The organism is Halorubrum shenae (genome assembly GCF_051194165.1).
Lineage (GTDB): Archaea > Halobacteriota > Halobacteria > Halobacteriales > Haloferacaceae > Halorubrum.
In genome coordinates this window covers 36249-61586 of sequence record NZ_JBLZNI010000001.1, presented here as the reverse complement: position 1 = coordinate 61586, position 25338 = coordinate 36249, and the positions used below count along the sequence as shown (strand labels likewise).

Below are 25338 nucleotides of genomic sequence, written 5' to 3'. Positions count from 1 at the left end.
GTCGATGTCCCCAAACTCACCCGACGCCGAGCCGGATCGGGTCGTCGCTCGGGGCGAGCGAGAGGGAGACGGTCTCACCGAGATCAAACCGTCTGTCCGGACAGATGACTTTCGCGCCGAACCCGCCGTCTCTGGCCGCGAACAGCGACAGCCCCACCACCCGCTCGCTGTTCGCAAGCACGTCGACCGGCTCCCACTCGAGGCCGCGTCCCCGCGCGACGCCGACGCGGGTTCCCCACAGCGACACCGCCGCCCCGTCTGCGAGCGCGTCGAACGCGCCGCCGCCCGCGTAGTGCGCCAGTCCGCCGTCGAGGGGGATCCCCTCGTCGCTCGCGAGCGCCGCAAACCGCCGCCCTGGCGCCGGATGGGTCGGCATGTCGAGAACGACGTGCGTCGGGCCGCGCTCGACGACCGCGCCGGTCCCGTCCCACTGTATCGGCTCAACCGGCACGTCGACATCCACCGGAAGCGATCCGCTCGCCCGGAGCGCGTTCGCACTCGGCGGTCTGAAGCCGAGGTGGACGTGGTCGTCGACCCACCGACCGAAGAAGCCGGACCGCGTCAGCGGACCGAGCGCATCGCCGACGGCGACGCGGTCGCCTGGAGAAACCTCCGGGACCACGTGGAGGACTCGTGCGACGGTCCCGGGTGTCGCGCCGGCTCGTCGGCACCAGTCGTCGTTGAGTTCGACGGCGATCAGGTGGTCCTCGTCGGCGGCGTACGGACGGTCCGGACAGCCAACGGTCCGCGTCTCTCGGACCACGCCGGCGATCGGAGAGCGTCCCGTCTCCCCGTCCGGGTAGAGGTCGACCGCGCAGCCGTCGTCGTGCGCGGGATACGGCGAATTAAACCGCGAGAACCGTCGATAGCGATCGAGTACCGACGACGGTAGCGTAACAGCCATCGCGTACTCGGTATGAGCCCGACGGGCAAGTGGCCGTCGGAGCCGATCATCGCTGCGGCAGCTGCCCCGGCCACCGTCCGAATGGGAGTCACGCGCCCGATCAGTCGTCTGCCGGATCGATCCCCGAGATGACGAACCGCGCGCCGCCGGATTCCGACTCCTCGACGGAGAGTGTCCACCCGTGCGCCTCGGCGATGTCGCCGACGATAGAGAGCCCGAGCCCGGTTCCGCCGCCGAGGGAGACGCCGCGCTCGGTCACCTCAGATCGCTGATCCGGCGGCACGCCGGGGCCGTTGTCGGCGACGGCAAGCGCGATTCCGTCGTCCCGGCGCTCGATCTCGACACGGACCGCCACGTCTTCGCCGGCGTGTTCGATCGCGTTGCGGAACAAGTTCGAGAGGAGCTGTTCGAGCCGGTCACCGTCGGCCAAGGCGGGCACGTCGCGCCCGTCGACCAACAGCGTCGCGTCCCCGGTTTCGAGCCGTGACCAGACACGTCTGGCGGTCCCGTCGAGCGAGACGTGGTCAACCTCGTCGACTGACTTTCCGGCGGTCGCCAGCGACAGCAGCCCCTCGATCAGGTTGTCCATCCGCTCGTGGGCGTTCGCGGCGCGGTCGAGCGCGTCCTCGTTGTCCCCGTCGCCGTAGCGAGCGAGCTCCACCGCTGCGGTCGCGGCCGCGAGGGGGTTCCGCAAGTCGTGAGAGACGACGCCGGCGAAGTCCTCTAACCGCTCGTTTTGCCGCTCTAACTCGGCCTCGCGGCGCTCTAGCTCTGTCTGTCGACGCTCGCGTTCGGTCACGTCACGCAACAGGAACACGTGTCCGCGGTCGGTCCCGCGGGGGTCCGTGATCGGGTCCTCCTGGATGTCGAACTGCCGCTCGCCGATCGATATCGGGTGTTTTACGCCCACCTCTAGACGCGGGAACACGTCCGCCAGCGAGGAGCCGACTGCGTCGGGCGACAGCAGATCGTCTGCCGCCGGGTTGAGGTCGCGTATCCGGCCGTCGGAGCCGGCGACGATTACGGGGTCCTGCATCACCTCGACGGCGGTGTCGCGGGCGACGACGACGGCGTCGAGCGTCCCAAGCCAGAAGAACGTCCCGTACAGGAAGACGCCGTGGACCACGAGTCCCGTCGGGAACCACGCGAGATGCGTGTAGCTTCCCACGTCCACGACCGTGATGATCCCGCCGAGAAACGGGAACAACGTTCCGAGCAGGATCACGAACGTCTGCAGCCGGTATCGGTTCCCGGTCCGGCGGTACAGATCGACGACGACGAGGACGCCGGCGATACACAGCCCGTAGGCGTACAGCACGAACACCGCGTCCGCGATCCCGAGATCGAACGAGAGCAGCGCGAACGGGCCCTCGACGACGGCCGTCAGACCGCGGCGCGAGAGCTCGTGGGTCCCGCTCGACCACGCGGTCAACACCCAGACGAACGGCGGGGCGGCGAGCGCGACGGTCCGGTTCTCTGTGCGCCACCTATCGTGCCCGGAGAACGCCAACACGAACGCCATCCAGATCCCGGGAACCGCGGCGAGAAGCGGGGTCGAGAGGTTGAGCGCGACGACCATCGCGAGCTCGCTCGCGCTGGCGACCCGAACGGCGTACAGCAGCGAGATGCCGCCGCCACAGAGCAGGTAGAGGGCGACCTCGGTCCCGCCGGGCTCCTGTCGATCGGTCCACGCGACGTACCCGAGCCCGAGCCCGATAATCCCGGCGAGCAGGCAGGCTGCGAGGTACGCCTGCACCGGCAGCGAGCCGAGATCGCTCATCGTTATCAGACACAGTAAGAGGGTCGGCAAAACGTTTGTGTCACGCGGTCGCCGCCTGCTCCGATGCGGACGACGTGTGTCAGACGCGTGTCGCAAGCGGCTTCTTCGGTCCCCCCGTCACGCAGGTATGCGCGTGCTCAGAGGCTATGACCCGCGACCTGGGGCGGACCGCAAGCACACGGCGGGCCTACTCGCGGGCGCGAGCGGCGGGCGGTCGGGACTTCGAGTGTGGACCCCGCCCCGACAGATCGCCTTCGGTCGCCGCGACGCCCATGAGTCGGGCTTCGAGCGAGCAAAGCGGATCACCGCCGAGCGAGGGTTCGAGCCGGTCGAACGCGACGTGGGGGGCAGGGCCGTCGTCTATCCGGGTGACACGCTCGCGTTCGCGCACGCGGTCCCGCTCGGTGACGACTCGGGTCCCGGATCGATAGCCGACCGATACGAGCGCGCGACGGAGACCGTCCTCGAAGCGTTGCGCGACCTCGGCGCGGACGTGTCGTCCGGAGAGCCTCCCGAGTCGTTCTGTCCGGGGGATCACTCGATCCGTGTCGCGGGCGGGGGAAAGATTGCCGGGATCGCACAGCGCGTCCGCGACGACGCCGCGCTCGTGGCGGGTTGTTTGGTTGTCACGCGGGCGGACGCACGCGATATCACCGACGCGACTGCCGCGGTATACGACGCGCTCGGCGTTCCGTTCGACGCGACGACTGTCGGGAGCGTCGCGGAGGCGGGCGGCCCCGGAGATCCAAAACCCGTCGTTCGGGCACTAGAGGGCGCGTTTATCGACGATCCGTGGGGCGACGGCGACCCGCAGATCGAGCGTATCGACAACGACGGCTGAACGGCGAGGGCCGTCTGCGACGCGGTCCACTGGCGGATTGCGGCCGGATTGCAGCCGGATCGCGCTTTCGACGTGCTTTTTATTCGCGGGAGTCTCAGTTCGCTCATGGCCGAATTCAAAGTCGTCATCGCCGATCCCGACACCGGCGAGACGTTCCAGCGAGAGGTCGACGGACAGGACGCCAATCGGTTCCTCGGTCGCGAGATCGGCGACGAGATCGGCGGCGACGCCGTCGGGCTCTCCGAGCACACGGTCGAGATCACCGGCGGCTCCGACGAGACCGGGCGCCCGATGCGCGAGGACGTCTCGGGCACCCGCCTGAAGGAACTCCTGCTCGAGGGTGGCGTCGGTTTCGAGCCGTCTCGCGAGGGCGAGCGCAAGCGGATCACCGTCCGCGGTCGCGAGATCGACAACGACGTGGCCCAGATCAACGCCTCAGTGGTCGAGGGTGACGACGTCGCCGCCGCGCTCGGAGAAGACGACGGCGACGCCGACGAGGAGTAAGCGCCCGTTTTCGATGCCCCGCGTTCCCTCCGACGACGAGGGCGTCGCTTCGATCCGCGTTTCTCTCGCTCGGAGCGGCGGCACTCGCCGTCCCTGCGTCCGGATCCCGGACGACGACGCGCTCGAGGGCCGCGTCGAGTCCGGGACCTGCGAGTCGCTCCCGCTGGCCGCGGGCGATATCGTTCGCGTCTCCATCGACCGCGAGGAGTATCACGCGCCCGTGCGAAGCGACAGCAAGGGACGAGTGATCCGCGGCGCCTTCGACAACCGGCGGCTCGCGCGCGAACCCGGCGAGGGAGCAAACCGCCTCGCCGAGTGGCTCGACGCCAACGAACGAGAGCCGGGCGATGTCGTCGTTCTCGACGTCGTCGTTCCCGGTGAGCTGTACGGCTTCCGTATTCCCGGCGAGCGGACGGTGTACGAGGCGACCCGCGGCCCGCGTTCGTCGCTGTCGGACATCGCACGCGATCTCGACGGCTGAGTCGACGGGTCGACCTGCGGTTGGCTCCTTCCACGCCGGTCCCGGGCCGGATCGCTCCGCGTACAGGCCGGATCGCTTATTCTCGCGCGGACCCGATCAATACGTATGCAAGAGGTCGACGCGGATCTGACGGCGCTCGACCGTGGAATCATCAACGCCTTCCAGGGCGGATTCCCGGTGATCGAGCGCCCCTTCGAGCCGGCTGCGGCCGCGCTCCGCGAGCACGGCATCGACGTGACCGGTCGGGAGCTGTGCGAACGCGTGCGCGAGCTCGACGAGGCGGGGACACTCTCCCGGTTTGGGGCGCTCGTCAACGCCGAAGAGATCGGCGGAGCGGCGTCGCTGGTCGCGATGCACGCGCCAGAGGACCGATACGACGAGATCGCGGAGACGGTCAACGAGTTCACCGCGGTCGCGCACAACTACGAGCGCGAGCACCCGCACCTCAACATGTGGTTCGTTGTGAGCGTCGCCGATCATCCGGACCCCGACAAAGACGGGGGCGACCGGGTCGATGAGGTGCTCGCCGAGATCGAGGCCGCGACCGGCCAGGAGACGTACAACCTCCCGAAGGTCCGCGAGTTCCACGTCGGCGCGAAGTTCCTCGTCGACGGCCCGGTCCCCGACGGCGAGGTCGACCTTTCAGATCTGGGGCCCGCGGTCTCGCCCAGCGACCGGTCGACGCTGACGCCCGACGAGCGCGACCTCGTCGTCGAGATCCAGGGCGGGCTCCCGATCACCGAGACGCCCTACGCGGACGTGGCGGCCGCGATCGGGGCTGAGGTCGAGTGGGTGATCGGGACGATCAAACGGTTCAACGCGGAAGGGAAGGTGCGCCGCGTCGGCGTCATCCCGAACCACTACGCGCTCGGGTACACCGAGAACGGGATGACCGTCTGGGACGTGCCAGAAGCAGCCCTCGACGAGGTCGGCCCGGCGGTCGCGGGGCTCGACTTCGTCACCCACTGTTACGAGCGTCCCCGCCACGAGGGCGTCTGGGAGTACAACTTCTTCGCGATGACCCACGGGCGGACGGAGGCCGAGAGCGAACGCCGGATCGCGGAGGTAAAAGAGTTAATGGAGGAGTACTGGGAGGTCGGCGAGAACGACTGGGACACGCTGTTCTCGACCCGTATCCTCAAGAAGACGGGGATCCGCATCGCCGACCGCGCCGACAGTAACACCGCGTGATCCCGCTGTACCACGACTTCGCCGGCGAGACGGTGCTGGTGTTCGGCGGCGGCGCCGTCGGATCCCGGAAGGCGTCCCGGTTCGCCGACGAGGCGCGGGTCGTCGTCGTGAGCCCCGCGTTCGACGATCGGCTGGTCGGTCTCGCGGCGGGGAGTTCCGAGCCGGTCGAACTCGTCCGGGCCGCGCCGAACGCCGAGGCCGTCGGCGACTGGATCGAACGCGTCGAGCCGGCGCTCGTCGTCGCCGCCACGGACGAGGCCGCAGTCAACGCGGCGGCCGAGGCGGCCGCACGCGACGCGGACGTCCTCGTCAATCGGACGGACGTGTCGTCTGCCGACCGGTCTGGTGGTCGGGGAGCGGGGAGCGTCGTCGTCCCGGCGACGGTCGAGGACGACCCGGTGAGCGTGGCTCTCTCGACCGGCGGCGCCAGTCCGGCGCTCGCGAAGGCGCTTCGTGAGCGGATCGAAGAGGAGATCGGCGGCGCCGGCGCGATGGCGAAACTGTCCGGAACGCTCCGTGCAGAACTCAAAGACCGGGATGTTCCGCCCGAGAAACGTCGAGAAGCGATCCGTCGCGTCGTGCGATCCGAGGGGGTTTGGAAGGGTTTACAAAAGGGGGATTCCTACGGTCGACAAGAGGCGGATTCCGTGATCGAGGAGGTACTCACCAGATGAAGGAGACGGGCGCTATCACCGGCGTGAGCGTCGCCCACTCCCGCGCGACGGTCGACGAGATCGAGGCCGCGGGCGGCGACGGCGTCCGCGCCACCGTCTCGGACCTGCTCGCGCGCGACGGCGTCGAGGAGGCGTTTGCGCTCCAGACCTGCAACCGCTCGGAGGCGTATGTGGTCACCGACCGGACCGTCGACGGATCAGCGGCGCTGGAGTCGTTCGCTCCCGAGGTCCGAAGCGGAGCGGTCCGCCGACTCGATCATGAAGAGAGCTTAGAACACCTGATGCGGGTCGCGTCCGGGCTCGAATCGCTCGTGCTCGGCGAAGACCAGATCAGCGGTCAGCTCCGTGAGGCGTACGAGGAGTCAAAGTCCGCGGGCGGGATCGGTCCCGTGCTGAAAGACGCGGTGACGAAGGCGCTCCACGTCGGCGAGCGGGCGCGCAACGAGACGTCGATCAACGAAGGCGTCGTCTCGCTCGGCTCGGCCGCGGTACGGCTGGCGGCCGGTGAGATCGACCTCACCGACGGCTCTGCCGTCGTGGTCGGCGCCGGCGAGATGGGAACGCTCGCGGCTCGGTCGCTCGACGACACCGCGGTCTCGGAGATCGTCGTGGCCAACCGGACGGTGCCGAATGCGGCGTTCGTCGCCGGCGAGGTTGAGACCCCTGCGGAGGCGGTCTCGCTCGCCGACCTCGCGACAGTGGTCCCGGACGCCGATCTCGTGATCACGGCGACCGGCAGCCCGGACCCGGTGATCCGGCCGGAACACGTGACGGGCGCCGACCGACTCGTCTGCATCGACATCGCGCAGCCGCGGGACGTGGATCCGACGCTCGCCGATCGCGACGGTATCTCGCTGTACGACATCGACGCGTTGGAGGACGTGACCCGCAAAACCCGCGAGAGCCGCGAGGAAGAGGCACGGGAGGTCGAGGCGATCATCGACGAGGAGCTCGACCGGATTCTGGAGGCGTACAAGCGCAAGCGTGCCGACGACGCCATCTCGGCGATGTACGCGGGCGCCGACCGCGTGAAGGCCCGCGAGGTCGATCGCGCCGTTTCGAAGCTCGAGGCGCAGGGGGAGTTGACCGACGAGCAGCGCGGGACCGTCGAGGACTTGGCGGACGCGCTGGTCGGCCAGCTGCTCGCCGCCCCGACCCGGTCGCTGCGCGACGCGGCCGGCGAGGACGACTGGGAGACGATCCGCACCGCGCTCCGGCTGTTCGACCCCGAATTCGACACGCCGCCGGAGGGGCCGGGAGCGAGCGAGTCCGGCCGCAACGGGGCCCCCAGAGATGTCGAGGCTCCGCTCGACTCGGTCACCGAGGAGCTCGACGACTGATCCGGGCTCGAGATCTTGCTTTGTAAACGCCCGTGAGCGGCCGCGACGGCGCCCCGTTCAGTCGCCGGCGACCGCGAACCGCGAGGCGTCGCTGTCGGCGGTCGGCGCGGTGACGAGCGAGACGCCGACCGTGAGGAGCGCAGAGAGGACCATCAGCCCGAGCGCTACGTCCCAGCCGCCGGCGACGGTGCGGGGCAGCGTCGGCACGGAGGCGACGACCGCGGACAGCACCACCGCGAGGTACGCGACTTGTGGGACGAGCACGCCGACGATCATGCCGGTGCGCGTCGTTCGGTCCCAGTAGAGCGCGCAGATCACGGGGAGCGCGAGCAGCGCGAATCCCGAGAAGGCGGTGCCGCCGACCTCGATCAGCGTCCCGGGCCGGAAGAGGCTCGCGACGAACGCGAGGAGGGCGAAGACGGCGACGCCGATCCGAGCGATCCACGCCTCACGGCGCTCGGAGGCGTCGGCGTTGATCACGGGTCGGTACACGTCGCGGGTGAAGTACGACGAGCCGGAGAGCAACATCGAGTCCGAAGAGGACATCATCGCGGCCATCGCGCCAGCGATCACGAGCGCCGCGAACCACGCCGGCGTGTACTCGTTCAAGACGACGGGGAGCACGTTGGCGTCGGCGGGCACCTCGACGGGCATCCCGACCGCCCACGCGCCCAGCATGAACGCGGGGAGGAAGAGGAGGAGGACGAGCACCGGCCACAGAACGAACGACCGCTTCAGCGTTTCGCCCGACTTCGCAACGAAGAACCGCTGGTTGATCTGCGGGAACATCGTCACGCCGAACGCGATGGTGATCGCGGTGGAGATGATGAAGCCGGGCGAGTAGAGCCCGCCGCCGAAGCTCCCGAACTCGGGCTGGGCGTCGAGCATCGCACCGGTGGCCGCGCCGACGCCGCCGATCGCCGAAACCACCCACACGGCGGCGATCCACACGATAGAGAGCATGAACAGGCCCTGGACGGTGTCAGTCCACGCCACGCCGCGCATCCCCGCGAGGACGACGTAGAGGATCATGAACGCGGTGACCAGCGCCGCGCCGCCCCAGTACGGGACCGCGCCGTCGGTGAGTCCCACCAGCGCCTCGCCAGCGCCCATCTGCTGAAGCATGACGTACGGGAACAGCCAGAGGAGGCTCACCCCGGCGACGAGCGCGCGCAGTCCCACGGAGCCGAATCGGTCGCCGAGCATCTCTCCGAGCGTGACGTAGCCGTTGCGGTCGCCGATCAGCCACTGCTTGTAGCCGATCGCGTACCACAGCACCGCGAACAGTACCCCGTCGAGCGTCCCCATCACGATCAGCCACTCCGGACCGGCGGCGAACGCGAGGTTCGGTCCGCCGAAGAACGTGAACGCCGAGAGCAGGGTCGCGAACGTGGTGAAAAGCAGCACGACCGTTCCGATCGACCGGTTCGCGAGGTAGTAGTCCTCAGCGGTGGTCTCGGAGACGCGGTAGGCCACGAGGCCGACCGCGAGCGCGAACAGCAGGTAGCCGACGATGATGCCGAGCGACAGCCCAAGCGTCATCGCCGATCACCCCTGAGCGTCGAGTTTGGTTCCGACTCCGGACGGCGACCCATCCCGCGCTCCCACGCGCCGCTCCGGACGAACAGCGAGAACAGGACGGTACACAGCCCGAGCCACGCCACGTGCCACCAGATCCACACCGGTAGCCCGGCGACGACCCGATCGACTCCCCAGAGCGGCCACGGCACCGCGAAGGCGACGAGGACCGCGAACGTCGGTATCCACACGAGATCTCTCCGCGATCGACTCATGTAGAACCACATTAGGATTCCTCGATTAAATACTATTGGGATAGTTCGATATTGAGTACCGAAGAGAATTTTTCTTCAATAAATAGCGACGCAGGCGCGTGCGATAACTATTTTCGCCGACAGACATAATGCCACACGGGCGGCGTACGCCGCCGATCATCACCATTCACCCATCATGAAAGACACCGAAAAATACCTCATCCACGCCACTATCGCGGCCGACGGCGTCGTCGAGCGGAGCGACGTCGTCGGCGCGGTGTTCGGCCAGACCGAGGGGCTCCTCGGCGACGAACTAGACCTCCGTGACCTCCAAGAGTCCTCCCGGGTCGGGCGGATCGACGTCGCCGTCGAGTCCGAGAACGGGCAGTCGTTCGGCGAGGTCACAGTCGCATCGAGCCTCGACAAAATCGAGACCGCGATCCTCGCCGCCGCGCTGGAGACGATCGACCGCATCGGTCCCTGCCACGCCTCGGTGGAGGTGACGAGCATCGAAGACGTGCGGGCGGCGAAGCGCCGCGAGGTCGTCGAGCGCGCCAAGGAGCTGATCGCCGGCGGCTTCGAGGAGACCAGCCTCAGGAGTGACGACATCCTCGAAGAGGTCCGCGAGGCCGCCCGCGTCGAGGGTATCGTCGACTACGAGGGGCTCCCCGCCGGCCCCCGTGTCGGCGACTCCGACGCCGTCATCGTCGTCGAGGGGCGCGCTGACGTGTTGACCGTCCTCGAGTGCGGCATCAAGAACGCCGTCGCGGTCGAGGGGACGAACGTCCCCGACGCGGTAGCGGACCTCACCGCCGACCGCACCGTTACGGCGTTCCTCGACGGGGACCGCGGCGGCGAGCTCATCCTCCGCGAGCTCGCGCAGGTGGGCGACGTCGACTACGTCGCGTTCGCTCCGCCGGGGGAATCGGTCGAGGACCTCGACCGCAACGCCGTCTTCGAGGCGCTCCGCGGGAAGGTGCCGTACAGCAGCCTCGTCGACGAGCCGAACCTTCGCGAGGCGGCCGCGGACGACTCCGGAGACACCCCGCTCGAAGAGAACGGGACCGGTCTCCCCGCCGGCGCTTCCGACACCCCCCAGAGCCGGGGCAAGAACGCAACTGGGAGCGAACGAGCGAGCGATCGCGGAGACGCCAGTGTCGTCGCCGACGGGGCCCGCGGTGCGACGGGGGGCGGACTCGTGGAGGCAGTCGAGGACACCCCGGCGGGAGCGGCGACCGACTCGGAAGGGGCTGACGCGCAAGGGCCCGACACGAACCCTGAGAGCGGTAGCGACGGAGCGACTGACGACACCGCTGCCGACGACGCCGAAGCGGGAGGTGACGCGTCGCTCGACGAGGAACCGCGCTCGATCGAAGAGCACGTGCAAGAGATCGTCGACGCCGGCAGCGACCGCGCTCGGCTGCTCGGTGACGACCGCGGCGTCCTCGCGGAGGTCGACGCAGGCGACGCCTTCGACGCGGTCGAGGACGCAGAAACCGCCCCGCACACGGTCGTCGTCGACGGGCTAATCGATCAGCGCCTGCTCGACGTCGCCGCCCAGCGCGGCGTCAGCGAGTTGCTCGGCCGCGAGGTCGGCGAGTTCGTGAAACGGCCCGTGGGAACGCGAGTGCTCACGGTCGGCGACCTCCGCGCCGGGAGCTGAGGGCAGCGCGGGACGTCTCCGGTGTGAACGGATTCGTTCGTGAACCGCTTCTGTAAGTCCGATTCCTCGGACAGAACGCGGCATGAAACAGTCGTTTGATGAAGACAGAGTACCGACCACGGAGAGTTTTGTTAATCCAATGGGGGGTTTCGAGACTGTGCGAGATACAGAGCGCGTATCTCGCACAGAACCATTCCCGATTCGATCAGAGTGGATCGGTCAGTACAGCAGACTCACGGATCGATCAGTACAATAGAGACACATCTCACTGTGACATCACGGTGCCTACTCACCGATGGCAGTCACAATATGGAGTACCAGAACGACGGCAGTGACAACGGTCAGTGATCGGTGGATCCACAGCCACCGCGAGAATACCACCTTTTTCGACAGTGTAAGGACGTTTCTGAGGATCGCAGGTGATTCGCCGCCACGGCCAAGCCGGATCACGTGCCGGTGTAAATAGTATCCGTATAGGCCACTGATGACCTCGATGGCGAGTAACACTCCGACAGCGAAGCCGAGTCCTTCCCATTCCTCGACACCGAAAAAGTGTGGGACAGTGAGGGCTGTCCCGAGAAGCATCGACCACTCGTGTGCGGGGAGCAGGTATCGTCGGTATTGAGTTGGGACAACAGATGTTCGTTTGGCGAGCATATATCCTCCAAGCCCAATAGTCAATATCACAACACCGAGTTCGACAAGTCCCATATATGCCGATTCCTGTGCCTCTTCACCGAGCCCCCACCAGTCGCCGATGACAGACCCTCCGCCTTCTTCTTCCTCTCCGTCTTCTATTTCGCCTTCTTCATCCTCCACTTCGACTTGTTCAATCTGCACTGTATCGGGAGATATGACCTGCTGCCCGAGATGGTCTGAAGCGCCTTCGAGATCTTCGGACGATATAGTGTCCGCTCCGGGAGAAGAAGACACTGGGTGCGCAACCACAACGCCACTTGTTCCAACAATTAGTATAAGAAGAATACACCCGATGAGACCACGCCGAAGACTTCCTTGAAGATTCATCTTTCGTGCCTCCAAATACGGGTAAATGACTCCTGATAAAGTATCGTTTGGTATATGAGTTCAACAGTGGTACACGTCTTTAACGACTGAGTATAGTGTATCTCACAGTCTGATTAGTATTGTTTCAATAGTTTAGTTTACAATAAGACGGTGAGCCGCAGCCGGTCCAATTTCGCTTTGTCCAAACTGAACCATAAATGTGTAGTGAAGAGGTGTTTGATGGGTATATCGTCTATGTCTTTCAGGCGGTTCCTGACTGGGTTTGGGTAGATATCGACCCGTACTGGTACGCAAGTTGTCTTTTGTGACCGGTCTGATCTGATCGAATTTGAGGACAATTCTATATATATGGTTAACACGAATTCTATAAATAATAATCCTGATGTACTGGGGTGCTAGAGGCGTGTACCACTGCTAGACTCATATACCAAACGACACTTTACACGTGGTTCCCAATAGTCGTAGTGAGGCCACGAAACTGATGGAATCTAAGAGTCGGACCACAATCGGAGCCGTCGTCGTTGCACTCACCTTGCTCGCCGTCGTCGGCAGCGGGGTAGCATTCGCCCAAGGCACCGGATCGTCACTCGTATCGGACGTTGATGATGACGATTCGATCCCAGCGAGTAACGTCACACTCTCTGAGCAAGAAGCGATTGATATCGCAACTGCCGAAGCCAATGGGACCGTCAACGAAGTTGAACTCGAAAACGAGGGTGGCGCACCTGTCTACGAAGTTGAACTCGTGACGACAAACGGCTCAGAAATCGAAGTTGCCGTCCACGCAGACGATGGCACGGTCCTTGAAACCGAGACCGAGGACGACGAAGATGAGCGCGAAGAAGAGGAGATGGACGACGACGATGAGTACGAAGACAGCGACAACGAGTAAACTGTGATATCGGTCCCTAAACTGACTGTCAGAACCAGCTGTCGCGTGTGACCATCGCAGCAAATAATTAGATAGCTCCCACACCCAATTTTATCAGATGACGGAGATTGAACTGTTTGAACCGGAAACGTTCATCCGGGCTCTCACGCTCTTGGTGACGATGGCCGTAGTCCTCGTTACCGCGCTCGCCTACTACCGCACCCGGGTCCGTCGCATTCTGGTCCTTGCTCTGCTCGCGGCGCTACTCGCAACCGATCTCTTGTTAGAGGTCGGTGACGAGTTCTTTGAGGAAGGTATCCCGTACTTCGAGTTGCTCACGAGCCTGTTCGCACTGGGAATTGCACTCCTCCTGTTATCGACAGTGGTGTGGCGCTTCGACTGGCAGCCACGATGACGCGCCTGATCGCCATTCCCGGTTCACAGGGACGGAACTCAGATGGTTAGACGCCGATCTGACGACGGCGGGGAAGACATCCTTGAGCTAGAAACACGCAAGGAAATCTTCGAATACGTCAAAGCAAGCCCGGGCATTCACTTCAGCCAAGCGAAGCGCGATCTCGACATGGAAACAGGGCTCTTACAACACCATCTCGACACGCTCGAAAACTACGACGTGCTCATGAGTGAGGACCATCAGGGTAAACGTCGGTTGTTCGTCGCCGAGGAACTCAATAACGAAGAGCGTGAGATACTGTCGTCGCTCCGGTACGAGACGACCCGCCATGTCCTGTTGTTCTTGATACAAGAGGAGACGGCCCGGAATGGGGCAATCGCCGAAGAGCTCGGCGTGGCACCAGCGACGGTTTCTTGGCACGTGTCACGCCTCGTTGAAGAGGAGATTATCTCCGAGGTTCGGGATGGCCGAACGACGCTCTACACTGTTACTGACGAGGAACTGACGATGCAACTCCTCGTCAGATATCAGGAAAGTTTTGTTGACAGGGCGGTCGATAATGTCCTTGACTTCTGGGGCTGACCCAGTAATCTGTGGTACAAACAAGCATGGAAAAGACAATTTAATCTCCGTTACGCTGCGCAACATATGCACTTGTCTCCCGCACAGCCATCGCAACAGTTGTTAAACTGGTTGAACTTCCGGCGACCAACACGCAAGTCTACTACACGGCGTATTCTCTCAGTCGAACCTGAAAAAAGCGACTTCAGTAGTGTCGCCTTGTCCCAGAAGTCGCTGCGCCGCTCAGTACAATCGAAGAACCGTTCAGTACAGAGCGAATTTGACAGAACATTCAGGATTTATGAAAAGACATTTTGGTGATGGTTTGATTGTATAGGTATGCAGCGAAGGCGAATTCTACGGGCGATCGGAGTCTGTTCTGGTATGCTGCCGCTCACAGGCTGCGTGGAAATGCTTCCAAGCGGTAATACGGGCCTTGAGTACCCAGGTGGGACACTGGTTGTTGAGAATACCGGTGACAGCCCTGTGAGAGTCTCTGTAAACACAAAATTGGAGCAGTTCGATGCCGCACTTGACACGGAAATCGATGGCGATGAAACGGTTGTGCGTCGTGAATTTATCACCGCCGAACCGGGTGACATCGTGACTCTTGAAGCTCTCCTCGGAGAGACTGGGGAACAGATGAGTTTCCAGTTTCTCCCCGCAGGCGGTGACGAAGGGAATCCGCCAGAAGTAGCTCACCTTACTTTCGAGACTGCTGTCGAAGCGAGTGCAACTTGGACCGCGACAAGCAGGACATGAATCGGTCCAATAAGACGGGGTATTTAATGAAGCCTTCCCCTTTGAATCGGCAGATGCTATTTCAAGTTTGATACACCGGTTATAACCGTCGGTGAGGTCACCCGTGCGTATGGCCCCTAAATGGTCACGACGAAAGACCCTCCACCTCTCCAGTGCAACAGTCCTCACCGGCCTTGCTGGTTGCAGCGCCGCCGGCTTTGACGCGCGGCCACAGGTCGATTCGTCGCTTGGAACGACTACTTATGATGTGATTATTGATGATCAACCAACTCCTGAGAGGGGTGTCCCCGGGGTCTGGGGGATAATACTCGCCCATCCAGACGCCGCACGCAAACTCATCAACTGGGGAGCACTCACGCCAGCAGAAGGCGACAGCGGCCCCGGAACGGAGTTCCGCACGTTCGACCCGGATCGGCAGTTCATGTCGGTTATTGTCGGCGTCCTTCCAACGGGTGACGGCCTCATGGACTATAGTGAAGAGAATAAGAATCTCGTCGAAGATGTCGTTGATGAATTCACTGACGACTCCGTCTACCAAAACGGGCGACTCCGATACGACGTAACCTCATACCAAGCCTTCCCACCGGATCCGGACACCCCTGAGTATCATTACGACTATTCGTTCACTCTCTGGCGTCTGAACGGTGCCGACCGACCAACTGAGATAACTGTTAATTATCATGATCCCTGAAACAATTCAGTATTTTTGATGACCATCGTAGAGATTCAGTTGTCAATAGGCAAGCGCATTCTATCGGCTGATTCAGGATTTACATGGAGAAAATAACGCAGTTCCCACGCAGACTCCAACCTCTGAGTCGGTCACGCTAATTGTGACAGAGAATGGGTAGGTTGAAGATGTCAGTGCGAGATGGATCCTCTGTATCTCACACAACGCTCTTGACGGGCAATGATCCGATCCAACGTTGAATCGAACGTACGCCCCTTATTCTGACAGAAACCGGTTCGGAATGTGTTGATCGCTGCGGATTCAACCAGATCCTCTTAAACCCACCCGACAGCACCGAGGACCGCGAACAGCGCGTCGCCGAACGTCAGCGAGACGACCAGCCCGATCACCATCGGGACGACGAACGGCATCCCCGGCGACACCAACACGCGGTCCTTCTCGGCGACGACCGCCAACCCGCCGCGGAGCGTTTCGGCGTCGGTGCCGTACGCGCCGTGATCGATTTCGTCGAGGAAGCGCTCGGCGGCCCACGGGTCGGCCGCGACTGATTCGTCATCGGCTTCGATCGTCGTCCCCCCGTCCGTCCGCGGTCCGACGTGCGTCCCGCCGTCGGTCGGGTCGTGCGTCTCGCCGACGCTGTCAGGGTCGCGGAGCCGGTCCGAGTTCTCGCGAAGGCCCGCGAGCGTTGCCCCCCGCCAGCGCAGGTACATCCGGAGCGCGTCTAGATCGAGGCCGTTCCGGGTCGTCCCCGCGTCGTCCTCGAACAAGCGTCCGTGGCGGTCCGGCAGCGAGTCGGTCGCCACCGGCCGCGCGAGGAACATCGTCGCCGAGCGCTCTCCCTGGAGGAGGTTGATCCCGGCGAGGCCGATCGGGTACGCGAGCGCGATCAGGACGGTGTTCGTGAGCACCGTCAGCGAAAACACGCCGATCTGGGTCTCGACGAGCGGGAGTTTCGCTCCGGCGACGGCGTACTCCGGGAAGGTGGGAAACAGGACCGCGATCGCGATCAGCGCCTTCGCGTCGGCCCCGCCGAACGCGCCGAGGTACCAGAACGCGTAGCCCAGCGGGGCGACGAACAGCAGGCTGATAGCGGCCTGAACGAGGAACAGCCGTCCCTCGACCCCCGCGAGGGGCCATATCGCCGCGATCTCCCAGAGTAACAGCAGCGCCCCGAACGCGTACAGCGGGGGCCACAGTCGGTTCGGGAGGCGTCGTGTCCGGACGTCCCGCAGGGCCGCCCACGCGAAGACGGGGACGACGAACAGGCGGAGGGCGTCCGGCAGCGTCGCGAACATGTCCCCACGGGCGGCGCGGGCGCAATTAGGCGTTCGGGTTCGCGTATCGCGATCGATAGCGCGGAGCGGAAGCGGCCGGCGAGGTCACCGCGCCGGCCCCGCGTCGCGATGGAGATATAGGTACGCGAGCACCGGAACGATGGTGAACACGAGCGTCGAGAGGCCCCAGAGGACCGCGTAGCGGCTCCCGCGCGCGCTCGCGTCGCGGTAGATCCACACCGCGGCGGCGACGACGACGCCGTAGATCACGAGTGTGAGCGGGAGTGACCACGGAAGCGGAACGCCGGAGAGAAGCGTCATTGTCGTCGATTCGCCCGCCGCCATTTATAAATCGTCGGTCGTGCCCGAACCGGTGAGATCCGCGGCCAACACGAAGTCGGGTTCGGCCGCCACCGGCACCCGGTTCGCGCCGGTGTCGCTCACGTGCTCGACCGTCTCCGGGATCAGCACCCGAGTGGCGTCGGCGTCGACCGCGGCGGCGTCCGCGGCGATCGCGCGGTACAGCGTCCCTGCTGCCTCGACGTCGCGCCACGCGGCGACGCCGTAGGTTGCGGTCCGAGTCGTCTCGCCGTCCGTCTCGCGCTCCGTCACGCGAGTTCGGACCGCGAAGCCGGCGAGCGCGTCCGCGTCGGCGACCGCGAGCAGTCGGTCCTCGGCGGCCGCGGTCGCGAGTCGCTCGCGGGTGAGCGCCGAGCACGCCCACGACTCGTCGGGATCGAGCGTGAGCCCGCGCAGGTGGTCGCGGGCGTCGCTCTCGTTCCAGAACGCCCACGCGGCGTTGGGGTCGGGATCGTCGAGGGCGTCGAAATCGGTCGCATCAACATCGGAGGCGTCCGGTACCGGCTCTGCAAACCGAAACTCCGTCGCGGGCTCGAAGCCGACCGTGCGCGATTGCCCGAGCCCCATGACGTTCCACGAGAACACCATGTTGCGACACACCCGCGCGCCGCGCTCTCTGGCCCAGTCAAGCGTGGCCGCCGAGAGCGCGGTTCCGACGCCGAACCCGCGGGCCGCGGGGTCGACGCGGATCCCCTGTCCCCACGCCTCCCACTCGGAGAGCAGGACGCCTTGGATACAACCGACGACCGCCTCCGGCTCGTCCGGGGCGGCCGCGCCCGACCCGTCTCCCTCAACGAGGGTGTCGCCCGATTCGCGATCGTCGCTCGCTTCGATCGCGTCGCTCTCGGCGACCGCGTCCGGCGGCAGCGTCGCGACGAAGGTTGCGCTGTCGGGGTCGTCCGAGGCGGCCCACTCCGGGAACACGCGGGGGATGTAGTCCTCTTGGCGCTCGCCCCACGTGTCCCGTGTGAACGCTGCGACCGCATCGGCGTCGGCGGAGCGAGCCTCGCGGACGACGGGGGTGAGCGTGGACTCCCCCTCCGAACTCGTCATCGCCAGGGCTGGGACTCCTGGGTCAGCTCGCCGGCGAGGTCCCGGCCCATCGCCTCGGCGGGGTCGGACAGATTCGCCAGCGCCCACATCAGCTTCACCTTCGCGGTGCCGGGAAGGGTGTCCCCGGCCTCCACGACGCCGGCGTCAAGCAGGTCGCGGCCGGTGTCGTACACGCGGTCGCAGACGCGGCCCGCGAGACACTGGCTCGTCATCGCGACGACCGTACCGTTCTCGACCAGTTCCTCAATCCGTGGAATGAGGTCGGTGTGGACGTGACCGAGCCCGGTCCCCTCGATCACGACGCCGTCTTTTCCGTCGAGGTACTCCCACGCGGCCGGGTCCATGCCGGGCGTGAACTTCACCAGTTCCACGTCGCTGTCGAGGTCGGGCGCGGTCGCGAGGTCGACCTCTCCTCGCGGGAGCGGCTCGCGGGTCCACTCGATGGCGACATCGGCCGCGTCGCCGTCGGCGCCCGCCTCGGCCGCGGCCTCGTAGTCGATGCGGCCGAGGGGCGCGGCGCCGACCGTCTCGAAGGCGTCGCGGCGGGAGGTGTGGTTCTTCCGGACGCGGGTCCCGCGGTGGAGCGCGCAGGCGTCGTCGGACTGGGCCGCGTGCATGCAGACGAGCGTCTCGGCGTGGTCGGCCTTCGCGGCCTCGACCGCGCACACCGCGTTCATCACGTTGTCGGAGGAGGGACGATCCGCGGAGCGCTGGCTCCCGGTGAACACGATCGGAACGGGGGAGTCGAGCATGAAGGAGAGCGCGGACGCGGAGTACTGCATCGTGTCGGTGCCGTGCATCACGACGACGCCGTCGGCACCGGCTTCGATCTCCTCGCGAACGGCCTCGGCGAGCTCTCGCCAGATATCCGGTTCCATGTTCTCGGAGAGGATGTTGGCGACGACGCGGCCCCGGTAGTTCGCGCGCCCTGCCAGATCCGGGACGGCCCGGAGCACGTCCTCGGCGTCGAACTGGGCGGTGACCGCGCCGGTCCGGTAGTCGACGGTGGAGGCGATGGTCCCGCCGGTGGAGATGAGCGAGATCGTCGGCAGGTCCTCGTCGAACGTGATTTCGGAGGCCTCGCCGCCGCCCGCGTCGGCGCCCTCGTCGACGTCGCGGGCGCCCGATTCGAGCACTTCGACGTCGGCCTCGTCGCGGTCGATACCGACGTTGTACCCCCCGTCGAGCTTGACGACGAGGTGGTCGCGAGTCGTCGAGGGGAGCAGTACGCCCTCGTTCGTGACGTCCCCGCGGTCGACGCGGACGCGATCTCCCGGTTGCATACCACCCGGTTCCCCTGCGGCGGACTTGAATCCAACCGTTCGGCGGTCCGGGGAGAGTCGGTGTTCGACTGGAGTCATCGCCGAGACCGGACCCAGCACGTCTTTTACCGGCGCCCCCGACCGTGCGTACATGGACCACAACGAGTTTGCTGCTAGCATCGACCACACCGTACTCGGCCCGGAGACGACGTGGGGAGACGTCGAGACCGTCCTCGACGAGGCCGCAGCCCACGGGATGAACGCCTGTATTCCGCCCTGTTACGTCCCCGAGGCCGCCGACTACGGGAACGCCCCGGAGACGATCGCGACCGTGGTCGGCTTCCCGCACGGCCAGCACGCGCCCGAGGCGAAACGCGACGAGGCGGTCGACGCGTGGAACGACGGCGCCGACGAGATCGACATGGTGATTAACGTCGGCCGGCTGAAGGCCGGCGAGACCGACGCCGTCGTCGCCGAGATGTCCGACGTGGTCGCCGCGGTGCCGATCCCGGTGAAGGTGATCATCGAGACCGCGCTCCTGAGCGACGACGAGAAGCGCCGCGCCTGCGAGGCCGCCGTCGACGCCGACGCCGACATGGTGAAGACCTCGACGGGGTTCGCCGACGGCGGCGCCACCGTCCCCGACGTGGAGCTGATGAGCGAGTACCTCCCGGTGAAAGCCTCTGGCGGCGTCGGATCCTACGATGACGCGATGGCCATGTTCGACGCCGGCGCAGCCCGGATCGGCGCCTCTTCCGGCGTCGCGATCGTTGCGGGCCACCCCGAGAGCGAGGGCGAAGAGGGCGACGCCGACGGGAACTAGCGTCCGAGCGACGGCGGACCCCGTCCGTCGCGTTCTCTCGTCGTGGGAACGCCGTCTCACCCATTTATATGGAGAACTCGTATAAGTGGGCATGAGTCATTCGACCGGACCCGAATCGGGCGGACTGGACGTTGACGCGGCGTTCAAACTGTTCGGCGCGGTAGGCATCCTCATTTCTGTCGCGCTTATCGTCGGCATACTCGTGCTGACCAACCCGTTCGGCGGGCTCGTCACGACCTCGCCGGCGGTGTTCGGGAGCCTGCTGTCGGTGGGGCTGCTCGCTGCCGTCGGCTACGCGACCTACGCGCTGCGCCGGCGCTAGGGGGCAATCCGGACGATCGGCAGGGAACTGGAGAACGGAAACGGCGAAAGCGCGAGGGACCGGGCAGCGGAAACGGGAGCGGTGGTGTATCGGCGACCGATCGTCGGATCAGTTCGGTGCGGTGGCGGACTCGGTCTCAGACTGGTCGTACTTTTCCTCGAACTCTTGAATGAGCTGGCCCATCTTCGCATACCAGTCGTTGAGCATGCGCTGCATCTCGTCGGTGATCTGCTCGGGATCGGTCGGGGAGTAGACGTGGTAGTACCCCCCCTGATCGTAGTTGATCTGCTCTTTGGTGATGAACCCGGTCTGGAGTAGCCGCTGGACCGACCGGTAGGCGGTCGAGCGCTCGCGGTCGACCTCCTCTGCGACCGCGTCGATAGTCATGGGCTCGTCGCTGGTGACGAGCGCCCTGAAGCACTCTCGATCGAGCGGCTTGAGCCCGTGAAAACACTCGAGTAACCCCTCGCATTTCATATCGCTCTGGAGCTGTTCGGACAAGGAATCCGGCATATTGTTACTGTATAGTATAAGTCGTACTGATAAAAGGCTTGTGTGTGGATACCACAATCTTGCAGTATTCTGCCGATCGAATCGGGTGAACGATCGGCCGTGAGATCCGCTCCCTACGCCGTGCGCGGCGGGGGCACGAGGAAGACGTTCCCGGTCGCGCGGGCGACGATTTCCTCGGAGACGCTTCCCAACAGCAGCCGACGGAGCCGGCTGCGTCCGCGAGAGCCGACGAGCAGGGTGCTCGGGTCGTACTCCGTCTCGGCGGCGAGAATCTCTTCGGCGGGGTCGCCGCGCCGGACCTCGGTGCGAGCGTCGAGCCCCCAGTCCCCGAGGCGGTCGGCGAGGTCGGCGAGGCGAGCGGTGGGGTCGACGTCGCCGCCCGCATCGTCCTTCGGGGATTCGACGTGGACGAGCGTCACCTCCTCGGTCGCGTACTGGAGGTACTCGAACGCCTGAAAGGCCCGCTCGGCGTTCTCCGAGAAGTCCGTCGCGAACAACGTCCGTTTAAATAGGTGTCGTCGGATCGGGGCCGGCTCGTCGACGCCGCGCTCGATGCGGTCGACGAGCAGCGGGACGACAGTCGTGCGGGCGAGGTTGCGTGCTGTCGACCCGATCACACGGTTCTCGAGCGGGCTCTTCCCGCGGGAGCCGACCATGATGAGGTCGGCCGCGACCGACTCGGCGATCCCGTTGATCCGGCGGTGTGGCGTTCCGCGGACGACGTGCGCCTCGACCTCGAATCCCGCGTTCTCGATCGTGGACCGGTAGTTCCGCAGCGCCTCTTTCCGTCGCTTCTGGAAGTTCATGCCCGGCATTCCCGAGTGGACGTTCGAGGGGACGACGGTCACGAGGTGGATCCGATCGACGCCGATATTGTCGAGACAGGAGAGCCCCGTCTCGGACTCGACCATCGTCTCGCTGGCCGCGGACAGATCCGTCGCGATCACCGCGGACCTCCCGCCGGGAGGGGAATTTCCGGTCGCCGTTGAGCCGTTAGTCATCGCCGCCCTCCGAGGGCGATCTGTCGTCGGGCTGGTTCGCGGTTCTTGTTGGTATTTCTCATACCGCACAATACTCACTTGCGAGCGATAAATCCCCCGGTCGGAGCGCGGCGGGACCGGGACGGCGAGAGGTATAACCCGACGGCGGTCGAACCGACAGCCATGAGCGACGAGCCGATCGAGGCCGCGGTCGAACGCTTCCTCGACGAGACCGAGTCCTCGCTGGACAGCTACGACCAGGGGTACGCGGACGCCGACGCGACACTCACGGTGCTCCGCACGAACATCGACGAGTTGGCCGCTGCCGTCAACGACAGCGACGAAGGAGCGGAGTAGGCGGCGGGGAAAAGGCGGAGTCGGGGGCAACGAAAGCGAGTCGACGCTCAGGGCACCGCGCCGATCAGCTCTCGCACGCGGGAGACGTACTCGCCGAAGGCGGGGTCGCCGCGCTCGCGCGGACGCGGCACGTCGACGTCGACGATCTCGTCGACGCGGCCGGGCTCGGCCGCCATCACGACGATCCGGTCGGCGAGCGTCACTGCCTCGGCCACGTCGTGAGTGACGAACAGGACGGTCTTGCCGGTCGAGGCCCACACGTCGAGCAGCTCGCGCTGCAGCATCTCGCGCGTCTGGGCGTCGACCGCGCCGAACGGCTCGTCCAGCAGGAGCAGTTCGGGGTCGACGGCGAGCGACCGCGCGATAGCGACCCGCTGTTTCATCCCGCCAGAGAGCGACTTCGGGTACGAGTCGCGGAATCCGGTGAGCCCGACGAGGTCGAGCATCTCGTCGACCCGCCGCTCGCGCTCGGCCGCGCTCCGGTCGATCCGCTTGAGCCCGAACTCGACGTTCTCCTCGACGGTGAGCCACGGAAACAGGTGGTACTCCTGAAAGACCACGCCCATGTCCGTCGTGGGACCGGTGACGGGCGCGCCGGCGAGTCGGACCGCCCCGTCCGTGGCGTCCGTGAGCCCGGCGATGATCCGGAACAGAGTGGTCTTCCCGCAGCCGGACGGGCCGACGACGCAGACGAACTCGCCCGACCCGACCCCGAAAGACACGTCGTCGAGCGCTCGCACCGAGCCCCCGCCGTCGCCGTCGTCGTACGTCTTGCCGACCGCGTCGACGGCGACGCTGGGATCGGCCGACTCGGCCCGCGATCCGGAGCCTCGGTTCACGCCTGCCATGCTAACACCCGCCGCTGGACCGCGCGGAACGCCGCGTCGACGGTGAGGTACAACAGGCTCAACACGAGGATGTACGCGATGGCCCGATCGACGCGGAGGTTGTTGCTCGCGCGGAGGATCTCGCGACCGACGCCCGGCACGGAGAAGATCTCCGCGGCGATCACGAGCATCCAGCACCGGCCGAGTCCGGTGCGGATCCCGGTCATGATTCCCGGCAGTGACGCCGGCAGGACGACCGACCGGATCATGTCGAGGTCGCCGCGCACGCCCAGCGTGCGCCCCACGTCGATCAGGTCGTCCGAGACCTCCTCGACGGCGCCGTAGCTCGCGTAGAAGTTGATCCAGAACCCGCCGACGGCGATGATGAACGCCGCGCCGGCGTGGTTGAGCCCGAACCACGCGATCGCGAACCCGATCAGCGCCAGTGGCGGCACGGGACGGAGCACCCGGACCAGCGGGGCCGTCACGTCGTCGAGCAGGCCGCTCCACGCGAACGCGACGCCGGCGCCGATACCGAGTCCGGTACCGGCGATCGTGCCGGGGACCCAGTGACGAATGCTCGACGCCAGCGCCGCGGTCATGGTTCCCGAGACGAACTGACCGCGGAACTCCGCCGCGACCGCGACCGGCGAGGGCAACACGATCGCCGGCTGGGTGAGCGAGACGGCGTACCAGAGCACGACGAAGCCGGCCAGCCCCGCTGCGCCCCGGAACAGCCGCCACGGGTCGTCGAGGCCGAGGCCCGTCTGTAGCCCGCTCCCGTCGAACTCCAGTCCGGTGTCGGTGGCCATCAGAGCGAGTCGTACACGTCGAAATCGAAGATTTGGTCGTTCGTGAGCTGTTCGTCGATCTGCCCGTTGCTCGCGGCGAACTCGGAGAACACCGGGGTCGCCTCACTGATGGACGCGGGGTCGGTGACGAAGTTCGACAGCGGCGAGTCGAGGGCCGTCCGCGCCCGGTCGGCCGGCATCCCGATACCGGACTCGACGTGTCGGGCCGTCGCGTCCGGGTTCTCGCCGATGAACTCGGTGGCGCGGACGTGCTGTTCGAGGAACTGCGCCGCGAGCGGCGAGTCCCGGACCGCGTCGCTCATCAGCGTGACCGCGGCCGGCTGTCCGGGGAGAATCTCGGCGGCCGTCCGGAGCATCGTGACCGAAGAGCCCTCCTCCTGAGCGATCGTCGGTACGGGCTCCATGATCGAGGTCCCGTCGATGTCGCCGCCGTTGATCGCCTGCCAGACCGCGTTGGCGCCGTTTATCTCCCGGATCTCGATGCTGTCGTTCGCCTCGGGGTCGACGCCGGTCTCTCGGAGCCAGTACCGGAGCAAGACGTCGGGGACGCTCCCCTGCGGGAACGTGCCGAACCGGAAGGGGCGGCCCCGCTCCTCCTCCCACATCGCGAACGCGTCCGCCCCGTGTTCCTCGAAGGTGTCGTGGAACGAGGAGTCGGCCATGACCCCCATCGGCTCGCGGATGTTCGCCGCGGTCACCTGTGCGGGAATCTCCTTGTCGATCACGATCATCGCCGGGACGATGCCGAACATGGCGACGTCGATGTCGCCGCCGGCGAACGCCCGCACGATCGCCGGGCCGTCGGTGAACTCTCGCCCGTCGATCTCGGCGTCGATCCCCGAGAAGTAGCCCTCGCCCTCCATCACGTACCACTGGAGGTCGGGGTAGATCGGCATGTGCGCGACAGTCAGTTCGTCGAGTCCGGCGTCGCCGTCGCCGCCGCCGAGACAGCCGGCGAGACCGACGGCGGCAGCCCCGCCCGCGGCCGTAAGAAAGGACCGTCGCGAGGCGCCCGCGTTTCGCTCGTACATACCGATCCCAGGGGTCGGACGTGCAATACCCCCGCGCCACCAGCAACTGGAGCGCATACCGGTGACGGCGCATGTCGGCTTAAAAAGCCGTCACGACCGGTTTGAGGTGAATTACGACGGGATACACCCTCGCAGCACCGTCCCCGCTCGGCGCAATACTTGCGCCACCGGTCGGTGAGATCGCCGTGGATCTCGACCACCGCCGCCGATCCGCCGCCGATCCGCCGCCGATCCGCTACCGACCCGCC

The 25338-nt window shown here is 65.8% G+C and carries 29 protein-coding genes; 15 read left to right on the top strand and 14 right to left on the bottom strand.

Features of this window, described 5'->3' with window-relative positions; all coding sequences use genetic code 11:
* Positions 1 to 16: 16 nt before the first annotated feature.
* The gene (locus tag ACNS88_RS00335) at positions 17 to 904 is read right to left on the bottom strand and encodes a DUF8155 domain-containing protein (RefSeq protein ID WP_435092790.1); all 888 of its coding nucleotides are present in this window, start codon (positions 902 to 904) and stop codon (positions 17 to 19) included.
* A 100-nt stretch (positions 905 to 1004) separates the two neighbouring features.
* Positions 1005 to 2684 carry a sensor histidine kinase gene (locus ACNS88_RS00330; RefSeq protein WP_435092788.1) on the bottom strand — a complete coding sequence of 560 codons (1680 nt, stop codon included), beginning with the start codon at positions 2682 to 2684 and terminating at the stop codon, positions 1005 to 1007.
* Positions 2685 to 2811: 127 nt separating this feature from the next.
* On the opposite strand from ACNS88_RS00330, the gene ACNS88_RS00325 reads away from it, so the two are divergent.
* The 6 genes from ACNS88_RS00325 (at position 2812) to hemA (ending at position 7715) form a co-directional block, all read left to right on the top strand.
* Positions 2812 to 3525: a lipoate--protein ligase family protein gene (locus ACNS88_RS00325; RefSeq protein WP_435092786.1), complete on the top strand. Its 714-nt coding sequence runs from the start codon at positions 2812 to 2814 to the stop codon at positions 3523 to 3525.
* A gap of 105 nt (positions 3526 to 3630) precedes the next feature.
* Positions 3631 to 4029 (top strand): 30S ribosomal protein S6e, encoded by a 399-nt coding sequence (locus ACNS88_RS00320; RefSeq protein WP_435092784.1) that lies wholly within the window; start codon positions 3631 to 3633, stop codon positions 4027 to 4029.
* 13 nt (positions 4030 to 4042) lie between these two features.
* Positions 4043 to 4510, top strand: coding sequence for a DUF7112 family protein (locus ACNS88_RS00315; RefSeq protein WP_435092782.1), 468 nt, complete (start codon positions 4043 to 4045; stop codon positions 4508 to 4510).
* Between the two features lie 105 nt (positions 4511 to 4615).
* Positions 4616 to 5701: a siroheme decarboxylase subunit beta gene (gene ahbB / locus ACNS88_RS00310; RefSeq protein ID WP_435092780.1), complete on the top strand. Its 1086-nt coding sequence runs from the start codon at positions 4616 to 4618 to the stop codon at positions 5699 to 5701.
* Positions 5698 to 6375 (top strand): precorrin-2 dehydrogenase/sirohydrochlorin ferrochelatase family protein, encoded by a 678-nt coding sequence (locus ACNS88_RS00305; RefSeq protein WP_435092779.1) that lies wholly within the window; start codon positions 5698 to 5700, stop codon positions 6373 to 6375. The genes ahbB and ACNS88_RS00305 overlap by 4 nt, the downstream gene beginning before the upstream one ends.
* Positions 6372 to 7715 (top strand): glutamyl-tRNA reductase, encoded by a 1344-nt coding sequence (gene hemA, locus ACNS88_RS00300; RefSeq protein ID WP_435092778.1) that lies wholly within the window; start codon positions 6372 to 6374, stop codon positions 7713 to 7715. Before ACNS88_RS00305 ends, hemA begins: the two co-directional genes overlap by 4 nt.
* A gap of 57 nt (positions 7716 to 7772) precedes the next feature.
* Here hemA and ACNS88_RS00295 read toward each other — a convergent pair whose 3' ends face one another.
* Complete coding sequence (locus ACNS88_RS00295) at positions 7773 to 9257, bottom strand: sodium:solute symporter family protein (RefSeq protein ID WP_435092777.1); 1485 nt, start codon at positions 9255 to 9257, stop codon at positions 7773 to 7775.
* Positions 9254 to 9508, bottom strand: coding sequence for a DUF3311 domain-containing protein (locus ACNS88_RS00290; protein ID WP_435092776.1), 255 nt, complete (start codon positions 9506 to 9508; stop codon positions 9254 to 9256). Before ACNS88_RS00290 ends, ACNS88_RS00295 begins: the two co-directional genes overlap by 4 nt.
* Positions 9509 to 9683: 175 nt before the next feature.
* Here ACNS88_RS00290 and dnaG point away from each other — a divergent pair, with 175 nt between their 5' ends.
* On the top strand, positions 9684 to 11150 hold the full coding sequence (dnaG, locus tag ACNS88_RS00285; protein WP_435092775.1) for a DNA primase DnaG: 1467 nt from the start codon (positions 9684 to 9686) through the stop codon (positions 11148 to 11150).
* Positions 11151 to 11435: 285 nt separating this feature from the next.
* Here the strand turns inward: dnaG and ACNS88_RS00280 are convergent, their stop codons facing one another.
* Positions 11436 to 12176: a hypothetical protein gene (locus ACNS88_RS00280; protein WP_435092774.1), complete on the bottom strand. Its 741-nt coding sequence runs from the start codon at positions 12174 to 12176 to the stop codon at positions 11436 to 11438.
* Between the two features lie 445 nt (positions 12177 to 12621).
* Between ACNS88_RS00280 and ACNS88_RS00275 the strand changes: the two genes are divergently transcribed.
* The 5 genes from ACNS88_RS00275 to ACNS88_RS00255 all read left to right on the top strand — a co-directional run bounded on the left by ACNS88_RS00275 (position 12622) and on the right by ACNS88_RS00255 (position 15476).
* On the top strand, positions 12622 to 13068 hold the full coding sequence (locus ACNS88_RS00275) for a PepSY domain-containing protein (RefSeq protein ID WP_435092773.1): 447 nt from the start codon (positions 12622 to 12624) through the stop codon (positions 13066 to 13068).
* A 160-nt stretch (positions 13069 to 13228) separates the two neighbouring features.
* Positions 13229 to 13462 (top strand): hypothetical protein, encoded by a 234-nt coding sequence (locus ACNS88_RS00270; protein WP_435092772.1) that lies wholly within the window; start codon positions 13229 to 13231, stop codon positions 13460 to 13462.
* 42 nt (positions 13463 to 13504) lie between these two features.
* On the top strand, positions 13505 to 14044 hold the full coding sequence (locus ACNS88_RS00265) for a winged helix-turn-helix transcriptional regulator (RefSeq protein ID WP_435092771.1): 540 nt from the start codon (positions 13505 to 13507) through the stop codon (positions 14042 to 14044).
* 363 nt (positions 14045 to 14407) lie between these two features.
* Entirely contained in the window at positions 14408 to 14785 is a 378-nt protein-coding gene (locus ACNS88_RS00260) for a hypothetical protein (RefSeq protein ID WP_435092770.1), read from the top strand.
* Positions 14786 to 14894: 109 nt separating this feature from the next.
* Entirely contained in the window at positions 14895 to 15476 is a 582-nt protein-coding gene (locus ACNS88_RS00255; RefSeq protein WP_435092769.1) for a hypothetical protein, read from the top strand.
* Between the two features lie 314 nt (positions 15477 to 15790).
* On the opposite strand, the gene ACNS88_RS00250 is transcribed toward ACNS88_RS00255, so the two are convergent.
* The 4 genes from ACNS88_RS00250 to gatD form a co-directional block, all read right to left on the bottom strand.
* Positions 15791 to 16771, bottom strand: a complete 981-nt coding sequence (locus ACNS88_RS00250) for an A24 family peptidase (protein WP_435092768.1) — start codon at positions 16769 to 16771, stop codon at positions 15791 to 15793.
* An 84-nt stretch (positions 16772 to 16855) separates the two neighbouring features.
* The gene (locus ACNS88_RS00245; protein ID WP_435092767.1) at positions 16856 to 17071 is read right to left on the bottom strand and encodes a hypothetical protein; all 216 of its coding nucleotides are present in this window, start codon (positions 17069 to 17071) and stop codon (positions 16856 to 16858) included.
* 24 nt (positions 17072 to 17095) lie between these two features.
* Complete coding sequence (locus ACNS88_RS00240; RefSeq protein WP_435092765.1) at positions 17096 to 18163, bottom strand: GNAT family N-acetyltransferase; 1068 nt, start codon at positions 18161 to 18163, stop codon at positions 17096 to 17098.
* The gene (gene gatD, locus ACNS88_RS00235) at positions 18160 to 19446 is read right to left on the bottom strand and encodes a Glu-tRNA(Gln) amidotransferase subunit GatD (protein WP_435092764.1); all 1287 of its coding nucleotides are present in this window, start codon (positions 19444 to 19446) and stop codon (positions 18160 to 18162) included. Before gatD ends, ACNS88_RS00240 begins: the two co-directional genes overlap by 4 nt.
* 130 nt (positions 19447 to 19576) lie before the next feature.
* Here gatD and deoC point away from each other — a divergent pair, with 130 nt between their 5' ends.
* A complete protein-coding gene (deoC, locus tag ACNS88_RS00230; RefSeq protein WP_435092763.1) occupies positions 19577 to 20248 on the top strand; it encodes a deoxyribose-phosphate aldolase in 672 nt (223 codons plus the stop codon).
* Positions 20249 to 20339: 91 nt separating this feature from the next.
* Positions 20340 to 20570: a hypothetical protein gene (locus ACNS88_RS00225; protein ID WP_435092762.1), complete on the top strand. Its 231-nt coding sequence runs from the start codon at positions 20340 to 20342 to the stop codon at positions 20568 to 20570.
* A 108-nt stretch (positions 20571 to 20678) separates the two neighbouring features.
* Here the strand turns inward: ACNS88_RS00225 and ACNS88_RS00220 are convergent, their stop codons facing one another.
* Both ACNS88_RS00220 and ACNS88_RS00215 read right to left on the bottom strand, forming a co-directional pair.
* On the bottom strand, positions 20679 to 21083 hold the full coding sequence (locus tag ACNS88_RS00220; RefSeq protein ID WP_435092760.1) for a helix-turn-helix domain-containing protein: 405 nt from the start codon (positions 21081 to 21083) through the stop codon (positions 20679 to 20681).
* Between the two features lie 113 nt (positions 21084 to 21196).
* Entirely contained in the window at positions 21197 to 22084 is an 888-nt protein-coding gene (locus ACNS88_RS00215; RefSeq protein ID WP_435092759.1) for a universal stress protein, read from the bottom strand.
* 162 nt (positions 22085 to 22246) lie between these two features.
* On the opposite strand from ACNS88_RS00215, the gene ACNS88_RS00210 reads away from it, so the two are divergent.
* Positions 22247 to 22420 (top strand): hypothetical protein, encoded by a 174-nt coding sequence (locus tag ACNS88_RS00210; RefSeq protein ID WP_435092757.1) that lies wholly within the window; start codon positions 22247 to 22249, stop codon positions 22418 to 22420.
* 47 nt (positions 22421 to 22467) lie between these two features.
* Here ACNS88_RS00210 and ACNS88_RS00205 read toward each other — a convergent pair whose 3' ends face one another.
* The 3 genes from ACNS88_RS00205 to ACNS88_RS00195 are packed head-to-tail and all read right to left on the bottom strand — an operon-like array spanning position 22468 to position 25090.
* On the bottom strand, positions 22468 to 23268 hold the full coding sequence (locus ACNS88_RS00205; protein WP_435092756.1) for an ABC transporter ATP-binding protein: 801 nt from the start codon (positions 23266 to 23268) through the stop codon (positions 22468 to 22470).
* Positions 23256 to 24059 (bottom strand): ABC transporter permease, encoded by an 804-nt coding sequence (locus ACNS88_RS00200; RefSeq protein WP_435092754.1) that lies wholly within the window; start codon positions 24057 to 24059, stop codon positions 23256 to 23258. Before ACNS88_RS00200 ends, ACNS88_RS00205 begins: the two co-directional genes overlap by 13 nt.
* Positions 24059 to 25090, bottom strand: coding sequence for an ABC transporter substrate-binding protein (locus ACNS88_RS00195; RefSeq protein ID WP_435092752.1), 1032 nt, complete (start codon positions 25088 to 25090; stop codon positions 24059 to 24061). The genes ACNS88_RS00200 and ACNS88_RS00195 overlap by 1 nt, the downstream gene beginning before the upstream one ends.
* Positions 25091 to 25338 lie beyond the last annotated feature (248 nt).